Source organism: Sphaerisporangium flaviroseum, from assembly GCF_039537005.1.
Classification (GTDB): domain Bacteria; phylum Actinomycetota; class Actinomycetes; order Streptosporangiales; family Streptosporangiaceae; genus Sphaerisporangium; species Sphaerisporangium flaviroseum.
The window spans coordinates 322,198-338,883 of record NZ_BAAAZR010000008.1 but is presented as its reverse complement, the minus strand read 5'-3'; the positions used below and the strand labels follow the sequence as shown (position 1 = coordinate 338,883).

General features: G+C 69.0%; 16 protein-coding genes. 8 read left to right on the top strand and 8 right to left on the bottom strand.

The features are described from left to right. Positions 1–125 precede the first annotated feature (125 nt). Together ABD810_RS17870 and leuA are read right to left on the bottom strand one after the other, a co-directional pair. Positions 126–1,388: an ATP-binding protein gene (locus ABD810_RS17870; protein ID WP_344940872.1), complete on the bottom strand. Its 1,263-nt coding sequence runs from the start codon at positions 1,386–1,388 to the stop codon at positions 126–128. 230 nt (positions 1,389–1,618) lie between these two features. Next, entirely contained in the window at positions 1,619–3,334 is a 1,716-nt protein-coding gene (gene leuA, locus ABD810_RS17865) for a 2-isopropylmalate synthase (protein ID WP_344940869.1), read from the bottom strand. A gap of 319 nt (positions 3,335–3,653) precedes the next feature. Here leuA and ABD810_RS17860 point away from each other — a divergent pair, with 319 nt between their 5' ends. Together ABD810_RS17860 and ctaD are read left to right on the top strand one after the other, a co-directional pair. After that, positions 3,654–3,899 carry a DUF2630 family protein gene (locus ABD810_RS17860; protein ID WP_344940867.1) on the top strand — a complete coding sequence of 82 codons (246 nt, stop codon included), beginning with the start codon at positions 3,654–3,656 and terminating at the stop codon, positions 3,897–3,899. Between the two features lie 326 nt (positions 3,900–4,225). Then, positions 4,226–5,857 (top strand): aa3-type cytochrome oxidase subunit I, encoded by a 1,632-nt coding sequence (gene ctaD, locus ABD810_RS17855; protein ID WP_344941979.1) that lies wholly within the window; start codon positions 4,226–4,228, stop codon positions 5,855–5,857. On the opposite strand, the gene urtE is transcribed toward ctaD, so the two are convergent. The 5 genes from urtE to urtA form a co-directional block, all read right to left on the bottom strand. Then, positions 5,858–6,550, bottom strand: coding sequence for an urea ABC transporter ATP-binding subunit UrtE (urtE, locus tag ABD810_RS17850; protein WP_344941976.1), 693 nt, complete (start codon positions 6,548–6,550; stop codon positions 5,858–5,860). After that, positions 6,550–7,392, bottom strand: coding sequence for an urea ABC transporter ATP-binding protein UrtD (gene urtD, locus ABD810_RS17845; RefSeq protein ID WP_344940863.1), 843 nt, complete (start codon positions 7,390–7,392; stop codon positions 6,550–6,552). The genes urtE and urtD overlap by 1 nt, the downstream gene beginning before the upstream one ends. Further along, on the bottom strand, positions 7,389–8,489 hold the full coding sequence (gene urtC, locus ABD810_RS17840; protein ID WP_344940860.1) for an urea ABC transporter permease subunit UrtC: 1,101 nt from the start codon (positions 8,487–8,489) through the stop codon (positions 7,389–7,391). Before urtC ends, urtD begins: the two co-directional genes overlap by 4 nt. Continuing rightward, entirely contained in the window at positions 8,486–9,352 is an 867-nt protein-coding gene (gene urtB / locus ABD810_RS17835; RefSeq protein WP_344940857.1) for an urea ABC transporter permease subunit UrtB, read from the bottom strand. Before urtB ends, urtC begins: the two co-directional genes overlap by 4 nt. 257 nt (positions 9,353–9,609) lie before the next feature. Next, positions 9,610–10,839, bottom strand: a complete 1,230-nt coding sequence (gene urtA / locus ABD810_RS17830; protein WP_344940854.1) for an urea ABC transporter substrate-binding protein — start codon at positions 10,837–10,839, stop codon at positions 9,610–9,612. A gap of 326 nt (positions 10,840–11,165) precedes the next feature. Between urtA and ABD810_RS17825 the strand changes: the two genes are divergently transcribed. The 6 genes from ABD810_RS17825 to ABD810_RS17800 are packed head-to-tail and all read left to right on the top strand — an operon-like array spanning position 11,166 to position 15,722. After that, the gene (locus ABD810_RS17825) at positions 11,166–11,468 is read left to right on the top strand and encodes an urease subunit gamma (RefSeq protein WP_344940852.1); all 303 of its coding nucleotides are present in this window, start codon (positions 11,166–11,168) and stop codon (positions 11,466–11,468) included. A 44-nt stretch (positions 11,469–11,512) separates the two neighbouring features. Beyond that, complete coding sequence (locus tag ABD810_RS17820; protein ID WP_344940849.1) at positions 11,513–11,851, top strand: urease subunit beta; 339 nt, start codon at positions 11,513–11,515, stop codon at positions 11,849–11,851. Continuing rightward, positions 11,844–13,568 (top strand): urease subunit alpha, encoded by a 1,725-nt coding sequence (locus ABD810_RS17815; protein WP_344940846.1) that lies wholly within the window; start codon positions 11,844–11,846, stop codon positions 13,566–13,568. The genes ABD810_RS17820 and ABD810_RS17815 overlap by 8 nt, the downstream gene beginning before the upstream one ends. Before the next feature lies 1 nt (position 13,569). After that, positions 13,570–14,247: an urease accessory protein UreF gene (locus ABD810_RS17810; protein ID WP_344940842.1), complete on the top strand. Its 678-nt coding sequence runs from the start codon at positions 13,570–13,572 to the stop codon at positions 14,245–14,247. Further along, the gene (gene ureG, locus ABD810_RS17805) at positions 14,237–14,935 is read left to right on the top strand and encodes an urease accessory protein UreG (protein ID WP_344940839.1); all 699 of its coding nucleotides are present in this window, start codon (positions 14,237–14,239) and stop codon (positions 14,933–14,935) included. Before ABD810_RS17810 ends, ureG begins: the two co-directional genes overlap by 11 nt. A 10-nt stretch (positions 14,936–14,945) precedes the next feature. Further along, on the top strand, positions 14,946–15,722 hold the full coding sequence (locus ABD810_RS17800) for an urease accessory protein UreD (RefSeq protein WP_344940836.1): 777 nt from the start codon (positions 14,946–14,948) through the stop codon (positions 15,720–15,722). Between the two features lie 41 nt (positions 15,723–15,763). Here the strand turns inward: ABD810_RS17800 and era are convergent, their stop codons facing one another. After that, entirely contained in the window at positions 15,764–16,684 is a 921-nt protein-coding gene (gene era / locus ABD810_RS17795) for a GTPase Era (protein WP_344940833.1), read from the bottom strand. Positions 16,685–16,686 lie beyond the last annotated feature (2 nt).

Sequence of the window (16,686 nt, the reverse complement as noted above, 5' to 3'; positions counted from 1 at the left end):
CCGCCCCGGCATAGGTGCCCCAGGACGAGATCCTCCGTCCCACCACCGGCCCCCGGCGAAGCGCCGGGCCGAAGGCCCCAAAAGCACTGTCCGAGCCGAAGGCGAGGGCCATTACGGGACCAGGGTCATGTCTGCCAGAGGGCGCTTACCGGTATGGCGCGCATGCGGTCGCCGAAGGGGAGGGTCTGCGCGCCGGTGTAGAGGACAACTCCGACGATGAAATCGTCGCCGAGACGGTCCGCCAGGTGACGTAGCCCTCGAAAGTCGTCGGGCCGCACGGTCGATGAGGCCTTCACCTCGATGCCGACCACCTGACCCCTGCGGTTCTCCAGGACGGCGTCGACCTCGACCTTCTCCTTGGTGCGGTAATGGAAGAGCTCGACGCGCTCTTCAGACCAGGTCAGTTGACGAGCCAGCTCCATCAGCACGAACCCCTCCAGAAGCGGGCCTAGCTGACTATCTGGACGGACCAGACCCCGGGCGTCCGCGCCGAGCAGGTTCGCGGCGATGCCTGAATCCACGAAAGCGACCTTCGGCGTACTGATCGCGCGGCTGCTGACATTACGCGACCATGCGGGGATCCGTTTGGTGAGGAAGACCTCTTCGAGCAGCGCTAGGTAGCGGTGGATGGTGCTCACCGACAGGCCCACGTCCGAACTCATGGCGTTCGCCACCAGAAGCCCTCCCGACCTCGCCGCCAGCAGTCGCACCAGAGCGCGCATCTCGGAAACACGTTCGATCTCCGCCAATTGGCGTACGTCTCGCGCGATGAGGTCAGAGACGTAGGAGTCGAAGAACCGTTCCCGCCGCCGGGGATTCGATCGGGCGACGGCCTCCGGGAACCCGCCTCGCACTATCCGTTCGGCATACTCACTCCGCGTGACGGCCGAAGTGTGGCGAAGATCTGGACCCTGGGTGAACACGGTGTCGACGAATGCGTCGGAGGTGCCGTCGATCTCGCCTTGTGAGAACGGCCAGAGCTCTATGGTCTCCATACGCCCTGGCATGAGGTCGGGGAGATCCCGCAAGCCCAGGACCCGCGCTGATCCTGTCAACAGGTACCGACCCGGCCGAGGGTCGGTGTCCACCTGTTCCTTGATGGCCAGCAACAGGTCGGGCACCCGCTGGATCTCGTCGATCACCATGAGCTCCGTGAAGGCGACGAAGCCGGTTGGGTCCGTGAGAGCGGCCTGCCGGACCACAGGCGTGTCGAGGTTACGCCACTCCGCCGCACGATCTTTGGCCAGAAGCCGGACGAGGGTGCTCTTGCCACACTGGCGAGCGCCATTGACGAGCACGACACGGGTGTCGGTCAAGGCATCGGCGACGATCGCCCCCGCACGTCGCGAGTAGACCTTGCCGAGAGGAGTCGAACCTGGGCTTACCACCAGCTCAGCATGGCATATCTCCGGCTCGGCAGAACCGTTGGACGCCCACTCGGTGACACATTAGTCGGTAGCTTGCTGACACATCGGTCGCAAGATTGCTGACAGGTTGGTCGCTCGGTCGCTGACGCAGGTGTCGCTCGGCTGACTGACACTTCGGTACGGCGGAGGGCAGCACGGGGGGGTCGCCGTTGGGGACGTGGTGGGGGCCGCCGTCCCCAACGGCGGAGGGGTCAGGAGCGGGCGGCGCGGTTGACGGCCGACAGGATGGCCTTGAGGGAGGCGGTCACGGTGTTGGCGTCGACGCCCACGCCCCACAGCACCCGGTCGCCGACCTGGCACTCGACGTAGGCCGCCGCCCGGGCGTCGGTGCCCGCGCTCATGGCGTGCTCGGTGTAGTCGAGTACCCGAACGTCCACCCCGACGCTGCTGAGCGCGTCGACGAACGCCGAGATCGGGCCGTTGCCCACGCCCTCGATCTCGCGGATCTGGCCGTCGACGCGGATGTCGGCGCTGATGGCGTCCTTCTCGTCGACCTGCGAGACGTTGCGGTGGGCGAGCAGGCCGAACCGGCCCCAGGGCTTCACCGGGTTCGGAAGGAACTCGTCGCTGAAGACCTCCCACATCTCGGCGGCGGTGACCTCGCCGCCCCCGGCGTCGGTCCGGGCCTGGATGACCCCCGAGAACTCGATCTGCAGCCGGCGCGGCAGGTCGAAGCCGTGCTCGGCCTTCATGATGTACGCCACGCCGCCCTTACCCGACTGGCTGTTGACGCGGATGACGGCCTCGTAGGTGCGGCCCACGTCCTTGGGGTCGATCGGCAGGTAGGGCACGGCCCAGGCGAACTCGTCGACCGGCACCCCGGCCGTCGCCGCGTCACGCTCCAGGGCCTCCAGGCCCTTCTTGATGGCGTCCTGGTGGGAGCCGGAGAAGGCGGTGTAGACCAGCTCGCCGCCATAGGGGTGGCGGGGGTGTACGGGCAGCTGGTTGCAGTATTCGACGACGCGGCGGATCTCGTCGATGTCGCTGAAGTCGATCTGCGGGTCGACGCCCTGGGAGAAGAGGTTCATGCCCAGCGTCACCAGGCAGACGTTGCCGGTGCGCTCACCGTTGCCGAACAGGCAGCCCTCGATGCGGTCGGCCCCGGCCTGGTAGCCCAGCTCGGCGGCGGCGACGGCCGTGCCGCGGTCGTTGTGGGGGTGCAGGGACAGCACGATCGAGTCGCGGTAGGCCAGGTTGCGGTGCATCCACTCGATCTGGTCGGCGTAGACGTTCGGCGTGGCCATCTCGACGGTGGCGGGCAGGTTGATGATGACCTTGCGGTCGGGGGTGGGCTGCCACACGTCGTTGACGGCGTCGCAGACCTCGACGGCGTATTCCAGCTCGGTGCCGGTGAACGACTCCGGGGAGTACTGGAAGAAGATCTCGGTGTCGCCCATCTGGGCGGCGAGCTTCTTGCACAGCTTCGCGCCCTCGACGGCGATCGACGTGATGCCGTCCTTGTCCTGACCGAACACCACGCGGCGCTGCAGGGTGGAGGTGGAGTTGTACAGGTGGACGATGGCCTGCTTGGCGCCGCGCACGGACTCGAAGGTGCGCTCGATCAGCTCGGGCCGCGCCTGGGTCAGGACCTGGATCACCACATCGCCGGGGATGCGGTCTTCTTCGATGATCTTCCGGACGAAGTCGAAGTCGGTCTGGGAAGCCGCGGGGAAGCCGACCTCGATCTCCTTGAATCCCATCCGCACCAGCAGCTCGAACATGTTGAGCTTGCGGTGGGCGTCCATCGGGTCGATCAGCGCCTGATTGCCGTCGCGCAGGTCGACCGCGCACCATTGGGGGGCCCTGTCGATGATCTTGTCGGGCCAGGTGCGATCGGCCAGGCGTACGGGCGCGAAGGCCTCGTAGCGCTGGAACGGCATGGGGCTGGGCTGCTGCTGGGGATACATTGCGTGCTCCTGGTCGTGTCGGAACCGGGGCGGCGCACGCTCAGAAAGGCATGCCTGAACTGGTCTGACTTATCAGAGTGAGGTCGCCACCGGGTTTTACCCTCAAGCGGCCGACGCGCATGGCTCGCTCCGCGACGAGGGAGCCGGCCTCTTACAGGCCCTCGCCGCGGCAGCTAAGAAGCAGCCCGCGCAGCATACCCAGACGGTAGCAGACGACTCGTAGTCGCCGGAACGCGATCGCGGAACCAGGGGTGAGGGTGCCACCGATCCCGGCACCCCTACACCGTAAGCTCCCGTATGGACATGGGGAGGCATCGACATGCAAGACGGCGAGATCCTCGCGAAGATCAAGAACCTCATCACCGAGGAGCATGAGCTCCGGGAGCGGGTCGGCACCGGAGAGGTGTCCAGCGACGACGAGAAGGTGCGGGTCCGGGAGCTGGAGGCGGAGCTGGACCAGTGCTGGGACCTGCTCCGGCAGCGTAAGGCACGCAGGGAGTTCGGCGAGGACCCCGACTTCTCGACGCCGCGCCCCGTCGACGAGGTCGACGGCTACCAGCAGTAACGGCCGGCGGCATCCCACGCCGCACGCGGCGCCCTCCGCGGTGCTCCCGATCGCCTACGCCGGCCTCGCCTCGCCTCGATCGGCGGGTCCGGCTCACGACCTCGGCCAGGTTTTCGTCAAGAAAGCCTGGCCGCCGCTGTTTGTCTCTTTGCTCCGTGTTTCGCCACCAGGGGTCCCTCGCGAGTTGTAATCGGACTACGACCTGAAGTAACACGATGCGGGGGGTGTGGCATGCGAGCGATGACGAACGTCCGCGACACCCCACAGACCGCCGGCGCCGGGGTGATCAGGTGATCGCCATCCAGGAGCCCGGAACCCGTGAGCCCATGCCCTTCCGCCAGGGGCGGGTCCTCATCAAGTGGGCGACCACCACCGACCACAAGGTGATCGGCAACCTCTACCTCGTCACCTCCTTCCTGTTCTTCCTGCTGGCGGGCGCGTTGGCCATGCTCATCCGGGCGGAGCTCGCCCAGCCCGGCCTCCAGTACGTCACCCAGAAGCAGTACAACGAGGCGTTCACGATGCACGGCGCGCTGATGCTGCTGCTGTTCGCCACGCCGCTGTTCGCCGGGTTCGCCAACGCCATCATGCCGCTGCAGATCGGCTCGCCCGACGTGGCGTTCCCCAGGCTCAACATGTTCAGCTACTGGCTGTTCCTGTTCGGCGGCCTCATCGTGGTCACGGGATACGTCACCGCCGACGGCCCGGCGGACTTCGGCTGGACCGCCTACACCCCGCTGTCCGACCAGACCTACTCGCCGGGGATCGGCAAGGACCTGTGGATCATGGGGCTGGTCATGTCCGGCCTGGGCACGATCCTGGGCGCGGTGAACTTCATCACCACGATCATCTGCATGCGCGCGCCGGGCATGACCATGTTCCGCATGCCGATCTTCACCTGGAACACGCTGCTCACCAGCGTGCTGGTGCTGCTGGCCTTCCCCGTGCTCGCCGCCGCGCTGCTGGCGCTGGAGGCCGACCGCAGGCTGAACGCCCACATCTACGACTCGGCCACCGGAGGGGCACTGCTGTGGCAGCACCTGTTCTGGTTCTTCGGGCACCCCGAGGTGTACATCGTCGCCCTGCCGTTCTTCGGCATCATCACCGAGGTGCTCCCGGTCTTCAGCCGCAAGCCGCTCTTCGGCTACATCGGGCTGGTCGGCGCGACCATCTCCATCGCGGGCCTGTCGGCGGCGGTGTGGGGGCACCACATGTTCGTCACCGGACGGGTGCTGCTGCCGTTCTTCTCGTTCATGACCTTCCTGATCGCCGTGCCGACCGGGGTCAAGTTCTTCAACTGGGTCGGCACGATGTGGCGCGGTCATCTCACCTTCCCGACGCCGATGCTGTTCGCGGTCGGGTTCCTGGTCACGTTCCTGTTCGGCGGGCTCACCGGCGTCATCCTCGGCTCGCCGCCGCTGGACTTCCACGTGAGCGACACCTACTTCGTGGTCGCCCACTTCCACTACGTGCTCTTCGGCACGGTGGTGTTCGCGATGTTCTCCGGCTTCTACTTCTGGTGGCCGAAGTTCACCGGCAAGATGCTCAACGACACGCTCGGCAAGTGGCACTTCTGGACGCTGTTCATCGGCTTCCACACCACCTTCCTGGTCCAGCACTGGCTCGGCGTGCAGGGCCTGCCGCGCCGCTACGCCGACTACACGGCGACGGAGGGCTTCACCGAGGGCAACCTGATCTCCTCCATCGGCGCGTTCATCCTCGGCGCCTCGACGCTGCCGTTCCTGTACAACATCTGGCACACCTGGAAGTACGCCCCCAAGGTGACCGTCGAGGATCCGTGGGGCTTCGGCAACTCGCTGGAGTGGGCGACCTCGTGCCCGCCTCCCCGGCACAACTTCACCTACATCCCGCCGATCCGCTCCGAGCGGCCGGCGTTCGACTACCACTACTCCCACCTGACGCTGGGGCGGGGAGAGGCGACCAGGGCACGGGATTGATCAGACCGCCAGGAGGCGGTGCACCTCCTCCCCGCGAAGCTCCTCGGCGGTGCCCGCGTGCACGACCTGACCGGCGTCGAGGATGATGAAGCGGTCGGCGAGCCGCAGCGCGAGATCGAGGTACTGCTCGACCAGGAGCACGGCGAGCCCGGAGGCGTGCAACCGCTCGATGGCCTCCTCGATCTCCAGGATGATCGACGGCTGGATCCCCTCGGTGGGCTCGTCCAGGATCAGCAGCTTCGGCCGGGTGACCAGGGCCCTGGCCATGGCCAGTTGCTGCTGCTGGCCGCCGGACAGGAAGCCCGCCCGCTTCTTCAGAAGCGGCTTCAGCCGGGGAAAGATCGTGAGGGCCTCCTCGATGGCGGCCATGTCCTTGTGCGGGGAGGCCTCCAACGTGACCAGGAGGTTCCCCATCACGCTGAGCTGCGGAAACGTCTCATGTCCCTGAGGGACGTAGCCGAGGCCGAGCCGTACCCGCTCGTGGGGCCGCAGCCTGGTCACGTCCGTGCCCTCGAAGCTGACGGTGCCGGCCGTGGCGGGCAGCACGCCCATGACGGTGTTGAGCAGCGTGGTCTTCCCCACGCCGTTGCGCCCCATGACGCAGACCAGGCGGCCCGGCTCCACATCGAACGACACGCCGAACAGCACGCGTGCCCTGCCGTACCCGGCCTCGAGACCCTGAACCGACAGCATCACTTCCCCTCTCCTACGGCCGAACCAGCGGCCGATCCGGCGACCGGACCAGCGGCCGATCCGACGGCCGTACCGGCGGTGGGACCCGCGGCCACACCGCTTCTCTCCTCGGCGCGGCCGAGGTAGACCTCCTGGACCCGGGGGTCCGACCTGACCTGGTCCACGGAGCCCTCCACGAGCACCTTCCCCTCGTGCAGCACGGTCACCTGGGAGGCGTACCGCCGCAGGAAGTCCATGTCGTGCTCGATCACGATCACGGTGTGGTCCTTGGCGATCTGGGTGAGCAGTTCGCCCGTACGCGACCGCTCCTCCCCCGACATCCCGGCCACCGGCTCGTCGAGCAGCAGCAGCCGCGGGCGCTGGGCGATGAGCATGCCGATCTCCAGCCACTGCCGCTGGCCGTGGGACAGCACCCCGGCGGGCCGCTCGGCGAGCGCGTCCAGCCCGGTGGTGGCCATCGCGGCCGCGACCGCGTCGGACACCCCGCGCCGCCGCCGTGCCAGCGACCACAGCGGGCGGCGGAAGCAGGCGGCAAGGTCGAGGTTCTCCACGACGGTGAGCTGCTCGAACACCACCGAGGTCTGGAACGTGCGGCCCACGCCCATGCGGACGATCTCGTGCTCCTTGCGCCCGACCAGATCGCGGCCCTCGAACCGCGCCGAACCCCCGGCCGGCCGGGTCAGCCCGGTGATCACATCGATCAGAGTGGTCTTGCCCGCGCCGTTGGGTCCGATGAGGAAGCGCAGCTCCCCGGACTCGACCGTGAAGTCGACACCGTCGATCGCACGGAACCCGTCGAAGACGACCGACAGGTCACGTACCTCCAGCAGGGCGCCGCTCATGTCCGTTCCCTCCTGGAGGGGAGAAGGCCGCGGACGGTCGCGGCCAGGCCGAAGATCCCCTTGGGCGCCAGCGTCATGACCAGGATGAACAGCGCTCCTTGCAGGTAGAGCCAGCCGTCGGCGAACTCCTCGCTGAAAAAGGTCTTGGCGTACCCCATGAGCACGGCCCCGAGCACGGCTCCCGCCAGCGAGAACCGCCCGCCGACGGCCACGGCGACGACCAGCTCCAGCGAGGGGACCACGCCGAGCAGCGCGGGCGAGATGATGCCGACGACCGGTACGAACAGCGCTCCCGCGAGCCCGGCCATGCCCGCCGAGACGGCGAAGGTGACGGTCTTGACGGTCGCGGGGTTGTAGCCGAGGAAGCGCACCCGGTCCTCGCCGTCCCTGATCGCGACCAGCAGCCGGCCGAACCGGCTCCGTACGAGCTGCCAGGCCACCAGGTAGAGCAGGCCGAGGACGGCGGCCACCACGATGTACAGCCCGCGCTGTGTGCCGTCGGCGGCCAGGTCCTGCCCGAAGAGGTCGAAGAAGTTGGTCAGGCCGTTGGTCCCGCCGGTCAGCCCCTGCTGTCCGACCAGGAGGATCACCACCGCTGCGGCGAGAGCCTGCGTCAGGATCGCGAAGTAGGCGCCGCGCACGCGTTGCCGGAAGACCAGCGATCCGAGCAGCACCGCCAGGACCACCGGGCCGATGACGGCGAAGGCGATGGCGAAGAGCGGGTTGCCGAACGGGGTCCACAGCGCGGGTAGCCGCTCCACGCCGCTCCACACCATGAAGTCCGGCAGGTCGCCGCCCGCGTCGTGGAGCTTGAGGTACATGCCCATCGCGTAGCCGCCGAGCCCGAAGAACACGCCCTGGCCGAGCGTCAGCATGCCTCCCTGGCCCCACGCCAGCCCGATGCCGAGCGCGACGATGCCGAAGCAGAGGTACTTGGCCAGGAGCCCGAGGCGGAACGGCTCCAGCACCAGCGGCGCGACCACCAGGGCGAGCACGGCTATCAGGACGAACACGGCGGGGCCGCGGAGCCGGTCGCGCCACGACCGGCGCGGGCCGGGCGGCGCGAGCTGTACGACGTCGCGCACGGTTGTGGTCATGTGAGCGCCCTCGATCTGAGCACGAACAGGCCCTGTGGCCGGACCTGGAGGAACGCGATGATCGCCACGAACACGATCACCTTGGCGAGGCTGGCGTTGGTCCAGAACTCCGCGTAGGAGTTGAGCAGCCCGAGCGCGATCGCCGCGATCACCGCGCCGCGCAGCTGCCCGAGGCCGCCGGCGACCACGACGAGGAAGGCGTCGACGATGTAGTAGGTGCCGAGGGCCGGGCCCACCGGGCCGATCAGCGTGAGCGCCACCCCGGCGATCCCGGCGAGGCCGGAGCCGATGAAGAACGTGCGCTGGTCCACCCGGCCGGTGTTGATGCCACTGACGGCGGCGAGCTGCCGGTTCTGCATGACGGCCTGCATGCGGCGCCCATGCGAGGTGCGGCTCATGTACGCCCAGATCGCCACGACGCTGCCCACTGCCAGGGCGAAGATGAACAGCCGGTTGTACGGCAGGATGCCCAAACCGCCCTGCAACCACGCCGGCGCCTGCACCTGGACGTTCGGCGCGCCGAACAGGTCCCTGGCAAGCTGCTGGAGCACCAGGCTGACGCCCCAGGTGAGCAGCAACGTGTCCAGGGGACGGCCGTAGAAGTGCCGGATCGCCGTCCGCTCCAGCACCAGGCCCATCAGCCCCGCCACGGCGAACGCCACCGGCAGCGCGACGAGCACCGCCTGGCGTCCCGCCCAGTCCTGGAGCAGATAAGCGGTGTAGGCGCCTGCCATGATGAATTCGCCGTGCGCCATGTTGATCACGCCCATTTGGCCGAACGTGAAGGTCAGGCCGAGCGCGATGAGAAGCAGCACGGCCCCGATCGAGAGGCCGATGGGAAGCTGGTTGACTATGGCCTCCATCGTGGCCTCACCTCCCGTGGGTCGCGCGCCGTTTCCGCCTGCCGCCGAGCGGCCGTCTCGCTGTCGCTGATGGGGCTCTCCTCGTGCTCGAACCTGCCCTTGCCCAGGTGTGTCGCCGGTTACGGAACGCGGGCCGCGCCGCGTCACCGCGCCGCGGTCATCTCCGCGGTCGGGTCGCCGCCCGCGTTCCGTACCGGTCGGGTGGCCGGGTGGAGACTCCCCCTCGACCCGGCCACGTTCGCGTGGGCCCCTCGCCGCTAGGTGAGGCCGCCGGCCCAGGGGTAGGTCTTCAGGTAGGGGTCGGGCTTGATCGGCTTTCCGGAGTTCCAGACCTCCTTGATCTGGCCGTCCGGTTCGATGACGCCGATCCTGGCGGTCTTGAACATGTGCTGGTTCTCGCCGTCGATCGTCACCGTGCCCTCGGGCCGCTCAAGGGAGATGCCTCCGGCGGCCTTCTTCACGGCCTCGACATCGGCCGTACCGGCCTTCTTGACCGCCTCGGCCCACAGGTAGACGGCGTTGTAGCCTGCTTCCATCGGATCGGAGGTGACCCGGTCGGCGCCGTACTCGGCCTTGAACGCGTCGACGAACTTCTTGTTCGCCGGGTTGTCGGTGGTCTGGTAGTAGTTCCACGCCACGAGGTGGCCGGCGATGTTGTCGACGCCGATTCCCTTGACCTCCTCCTCGGCGACGCTCACCGACATGACGGGCATCTGCTCGGCGGAGACCCCGGCGCTCTTGAGTTGCTTGAAGAACGCCACATTGCTGTCACCGTTGAGCGTGTTGAAGACCGCGTCCGGTTTCGCCTGGACCACCTTGTTCACCAGCGTGCTGTATTCGGTGTGGCCCAGTGGCGTGTATTCCTCGCCCAGGACCTCCATTCCGTTCGCCACCGCGTACGCCTTGATGATTTTGTTGGCCGTACGCGGGAACACGTAGTCGCTGCCGACGAGGAAGATTCTCTTCTTGCCCTTTTCCTTGAGGTAGTCGAGGCCGGGGACGATCTGCTGGTTCGTGGTGGCGCCGGTGTAGAAGATGTTCGGCGAGCTTTCCAGGCCCTCGTACTGGACCGGGTACCAGAGCAGGCCCTTGCGCTTCTCGAAGACCGGCAGCATGGCCTTGCGACTCGCGGAGGTCCAGCCGCCGAACACGGTGGCGACCTTGTCCTGCGCGATCAGCTTGGTGGCCTTCTCGGCGAAGGTCGGCCAGTCCGACGCGCCGTCCTCGACCACAGGGACCAGTTTCTTGCCCAGCACGCCGCCGGAGGCGTTGATCTCCTCCACGGCGAGCAGTTCGGCGTCGCGGACGGTGACCTCGCTGATCGCCATCGTCCCGCTCAGGGAGTGCAGGATTCCGACCTTGATGCCGGTGTCGCCACCCGCCGCGGTCGTACCGCCCGAACTCGTCGAAGACTGACCACCACAGGCGGCGAGCCCGGTTGCCAGAACCGTGACCACGGCTCCGAAACGCCAAGCTGAATTCCGCAATTACTCCTCCTTGCCGATACGGCCCCCGCACCGACCCATCTGCCGCCAAGGTGATCGAGCCAGGTTTCCCGCCGAAGTCGCGGTTGTTAATTGCCGTTTACCGGCTCCGCACCGCAACAACACGATCGGCCCCGGCGGCATGACCGAATAAGGTGTTCAACGGGTACGGCTCTAATGCCGGGCGGCGCGCTTCACCACCGCGCAGGCGCCGCCGTGAATAGCGCCCGCGAGGCGGGAAGACGAAATATGCCGGGTCGCGAACAGCCGACACACGGTGGAAATGCCGGCGTCACGTCTCCGAAACGGTCGTTGCCTAGTGTCCGGCCATGCGGCTCACCCCACACGAACAGGAACGCCTGCTCATACACGTGGCGGCGGGCGTCGCCAGGGACCGTCAGGCCAGGGGACTGCGCCTGAACCACCCGGAGGCCACGGCGATCATCGCGTCCTTCCTCATGGAGGGCGCGAGGGACGGCCGGACCGTCGCCGAGTTGATGGAGGCCGGGCGCAAGGTGCTCCGCCGCGAGGACGTGATGGAGGGGATCCCCGAGATGCTCGAATCGGTGCAGATCGAGGCGACGTTCCCTGACGGCACCAAGCTCGTCACCGTCCACCGGCCGATCCAGTGACGGCGGGCCCCGCGACCCCGGGTCCGACGGGTCGGCCCGCCGCGGTGACCCCCGGTGAGATCGTGTACGGCGAGGCGGCCATCCCGTTGAACCCCGGCCGCGAACGCGTGACCCTGCGCGTGGTCAACACCGCCGACCGGCCGATCCAGGTGGGGTCGCACTACCACTTCGCCGCCGCCAATCCGGGCCTGGCCTTCGACAGGGACGCCGCGTGGGGCAGGCGGCTCGACGTACCGGCCGGGACGGCCGTCAGGTTCGAGCCCGGCATCGAGCGCGACGTGGCGCTGGTGCCGATCGCCGGGCGCCGCATCGTGCCCGGCCTCCGCTCCGAATGGGCCGGGCCGCTGGACACACGTGCACCTGACGGGGGTTCGCATGACTGAGCCGACGATCGGCCGTTCCCGGTATGCCATGTTGTACGGCCCGACGACCGGCGACAGGATCCGGCTGGCGGACACCGACCTGTTCATCGAGGTGTCGGACGATCTCAGCATGGGGCCGCAGGGCGCGGGCGACGAGGTCGTCTTCGGCGGCGGCAAGGTGATCCGCGAGTCCATGGGCCAGGCCAGGACGACGCGCGCCGAGGGCGCGCCCGACCTGGTGATCACCGGTGCGGTGATCCTCGACCACTGGGGAGTGGTCAAGGCCGACATCGGGGTCAGGGACGGCCGCATCTCCGCGATCGGCAAGGCCGGCAATCCCGACACGATGGACGGCGTCCACCCCGATCTGGTGATCGGCCCGTCCACCGAGATCCTGGCGGGCAACGGCAAGATCCTCACGGCGGGGGCGATCGACTCGCACGTCCACCTGATCTGCCCGCAGATCGTGGACGAGGCCCTCGCCGCGGGCGTGACCACGATCATCGGCGGCGGCACCGGACCGGCCGAGGGCACCAAGGCGACCACCGTCACCGGCACGTGGTACCTCGCGCGGATGCTGGAGTCGATGGACGGCATGCCCGTCAACGTCGCGCTGCTAGGCAAGGGCAACACCGTGAGCGCCGAAGGGCTGACGGAACAGTTGCGGGCGGGGGCCTCGGGCTTCAAGCTCCACGAGGACTGGGGGACGACACCCGCCGCCATCGACGCGTGCCTGCGTGTCGCGGACGCCACGGGCGTGCAGGTCGCCATCCACACCGACACGCTCAACGAGGCGGGATTCGTCGAGTCGACACTCCAGGCGATCGGCGACCGGATGATCCACGCCTACCACACCGAGGGCGCGGGAGGCGGGCACGCGCCCGACATCATCCGCGTCGCGTCCTACGCCAACGTGCTGCCGTCCTCGACGAACCCCACACGCCCGCACACGGTGAACACCCTGGACGAGCACCTCGACATGCTGATGGTCTGCCATCACCTGAACCCCGCGGTGCCGGAGGACCTGGCCTTCGCCGAGTCGCGGATCCGCCCGGCCACGATGGCCGCCGAGGACGTGCTGCACGACATCGGCGCGATCTCGATGATCGGGTCCGACTCCCAGGCGATGGGCCGGGTCGGCGAGACCATCATCAGGACCTGGCAGACCGCCCATGTGATGAAGAGGCGCAGGGGCGCCCTGCCGGGAGATGGCCGCGCGGACAATCTCCGCGCTCAACGCTACGTCGCGAAATATACGATCTGTCCGGCCGTCGCCCACGGGCTGGACGCCCACGTCGGCTCGGTGGAGGTCGGCAAGCTGGCCGACCTCGTGCTGTGGGAACCGGCGTTCTTCGGCGTCAAGCCGCAGCTCGTGGTGAAGGGCGGTGTCATCGCCTACGCCCAGATGGGCGATGCCAACGCCTCCATCCCGACGCCGCAGCCGCTGATGCCCCGCCCGATGTTCGGCGCGGTGCCCGTGACCGCGGCGGCCACCTCCCTGCACTTCGTCGCCCCGCTCGCCATCGACGACGGCCTGGCCGACCGGCTGCGCGTGAACCGGCCGCTGGTCCCGGTCTCCGACGTACGACGGCGGGGAAAGGAGTCGATGCCGCTCAACGACGCGCTCCCGGCCATCGAGGTGGACCCCGACACGTTCGCGGTCCGCGTGGAAGGCGAGCCGATCGAGCCGTCCCCTGCCGAGGAGCTTCCCATGGCCCAGCGCTACTTCCTGTTCTGACATGAACGCGGCGCTGCTGCTACTCGCCGACTCCCGGCTTCCCGCGGGTGGCCACGGCCACTCCGGGGGCGCGGAGGAGGCGGTACGGATCGGGGCGATCACCGGCCCGGAGGACCTGGCGCGGTTCCTCCGTGGCCGGCTCGCCACGGCCGGCCTGGTCGCCGCCGCCCTCGCCGCCGCCGCCTGCCGGCTGGGCGGCGGGAGCGAGGTCGTGGAGGGGGCCTGGCGGGGGCTGGACACGGAGGCCGACGCCCGTACGGCCTCCCCGGCGCAGCGGAGCGCGAGCCGCACGCAGGGCAGGCTCCTGCTCAGGAGCGCCCGCCGCATCTGGCCGTCCGCGACCCTGGACCTGGCGGCGCGAGCCGTACCCGAAGGCCCGCACCATCCGATCGCCCTGGGCGCGGTGGCCGCCGCGGCAGGGTGCACGCCCCACGACGCGGCCCTCGCGACCGCGTACACCTCGATCACCGGGCCGGCCACCGCGGCCGTCCGGCTGCTTGGGCTCGACCCTGTCGTCGTGCATCGCGTGCTCGCCGGCCTCGTGCCCGATCTGGAAGGCGTGGCGCGCACGGCGCACGCCCGCACCGCGTGGGAAGACCTTCCCGCGCACGCCGCTCCCGCACTCGATCTGCTGGCTGAACATCACCTACGCACGGAGGTACGGCTCTTTGTCAGCTAACCACGACGACCGTCACGACTCTGCCGATCCACACGGGAGGGCGCTGCGCCTCGGCGTCGGCGGCCCGGTGGGAAGCGGCAAGACCGCACTCGTCGCCGCGCTGTGCCGCACGCTGGGCCCGATCCTCCGCCTGGGCGTGGTGACCAACGACATCTACACGACCGAGGACGCCGACTTCCTGCGCAGGGCCGGAGTGCTCGATCCCGAGCGCATCGTCCCCGTGCAGACCGGCTGCTGCCCGCACACCGCCATCCGCGACGACATCGCGGCCAACCTCGACGCCGTCGAGGGCCTTGAGGAACGCTTCGGACCGCTGGACCTGGTGATCGTCGAGAGCGGCGGGGACAACCTGACCGCCACCTTCAGCAGGGGTCTCGCCGACCACCAGATCTTCGTGCTGGACGTGTCCGGCGGCGACAAGGTGCCGAGGAAGGGCGGCCCGGGCGTCACCACCGCCGACCTGCTGGTCATCAACAAGACCGACCTGGCGCAGCATGTGGGTGCCGACCTGACCGTGATGTCCAGGGACGCGGCGGCCGTACGCGACGGCAAGCCGGTCCTGTTCACCTCGATCAGGGAAGTGCCGGAGGTGTACGCCGTCGCCGAGTGGGTGCACGGGGTGGTCGAAGCCTGGGCCCACGCGCGGGAGCATCCGCACGGCCCTGCCATCCCCACCGCAGGCGCCTGAGCCGGCACCGGTGCGCCAGGCCACGGGCAGAAGGTCGCTGGACGCGCGCGCGGCGATCGCCACCGAGCGTGTGGGCGGGCGCATGGTGCTGGGCGCGCTCCGTTCGGACCCGCCGCTGACCCTGCGCCAGACCGGGCCGACCACGGTCCATCTGGTGTCCACGGCGGCGGGCCCGCTCGGCGGCGACCGTCTCCGGCTCCGGGTCGACGTGGCCCCGGGCACCTCGCTGGAGATCGCCTCGGTCGCGAGCACGCTCGTACTGCCGGGGCCCGGCGAGTCGGTGACGGTGGTGGAGGCGTGGGTGGGAGCGGGCGCCACGCTGCGCTACGCGCCCGAGCCGACCGTGCTCGCGGCCGGCTGTGCCCACCGCATGATCGTGCGGCTGACGCTGGAGGAGGGGGCGTCGGTGTCCTGGCGGGAGGAGATCGTCTTCGGCCGGCACGGCGAGCGGCCCGGCACCTGCCATTCGCGCTTCGACGCGACTCTCGGTGGCCGGCCCCTGCTCCGGCAGGAGTTCGTCGTGGGCGACCCCGCCGTGGACGGCAGCCCCGCGGTGTACGGCGACGCCCGGTGCGTCGGCAGCGTCCTGATCGCCGGCCCTTCGACGGCGGAGCCGGCTTCGGCAGAGCGGGTTCCGGCAGAGCGGGTTCCGGCAGAGCCGGTTCTGGCCGACGGATGCGCCGTGCTGCCCCTGGCGGGACCGGGCACGCTGGTCTCCGCGCTCGCCCCCGACGCGGTGGCCCTGCGCGAGCGCCTGACATGGGGAGAGTCCCTGGTCAGGCGGTAGCGGGACCCGCCGTGCGGCCCTCGCCCCGACCTTCGCCGGGATCAGTCGTAGAAGCCGAGGCGGCGGAGCTGCTTGGGGTCGCGCTGCCAGTCCTTGGCGACCTTGATGCGCAGGTCGAGATAGACGTGGGTGCCGAGCAGGGCCTCGATCTGCTTGCGGGCACGGCTGCCGACGTCCTTGAGCCGCGCGCCCTTCGGCCCGATCACGATGGCCTTCTGGGAGGGACGCTCGACGAACATATGGGCGTACACGTCGAGGAGGTCGTCACGGCCCTCCCTGGGCGTCATCTCCTCGACCACCACGGCGATGGAGTGCGGAAGCTCGTCACGGACGCCCTCCAGAGCCGCCTCGCGGATCAGCTCGCCGACCAGGACCTGCTCGGGCTCGTCGGTGAGCTCTCCCCCCACATACAGCGGCGGGGACTCGGGCAGGCGCTCGATCAACTGGTCACCGAGGACGTCGAGCCGGTCCCCCGACTCCGCCGAGACGGGGATGATCGCCGCGAAGTCGGCGAGCCGCGACACCGCCAGAAGCTGGGCGGCGATCTGCTCGTGGGTGGCGAGGTCGCACTTGGTGACCACGGCGACCACCGGCGTCTTCTTGACCGCCGCGAGCTTCTCGGCGATGAAACGGTCGCCCTTGCCGATCGGCTCGTTGGCCGGCACGCAGAAGCCGATCACGTCGACCTCGGTCAGGGTGGACAGCACCAGGCTGTCGAGGCGCTCGCCGAGCAGGGTGCGCGGGCGGTGCAGGCCGGGCGTGTCGACGATGACGAGCTGGGAATCGGGCCTGTTGACGATGCCGCGGATGGCTCGGCGGGTCGTCTGGGGCTTGGACGAGGTGATCGCCACCTTGGCGCCGACCAGCGCGTTCATCAACGTCGACTTGCCGACGTTGGGCCTGCCGACGAAGCAGGCGAATCCGGCACGGAACTCAGCGGCTGAGGAACTCACGTCACCCATTG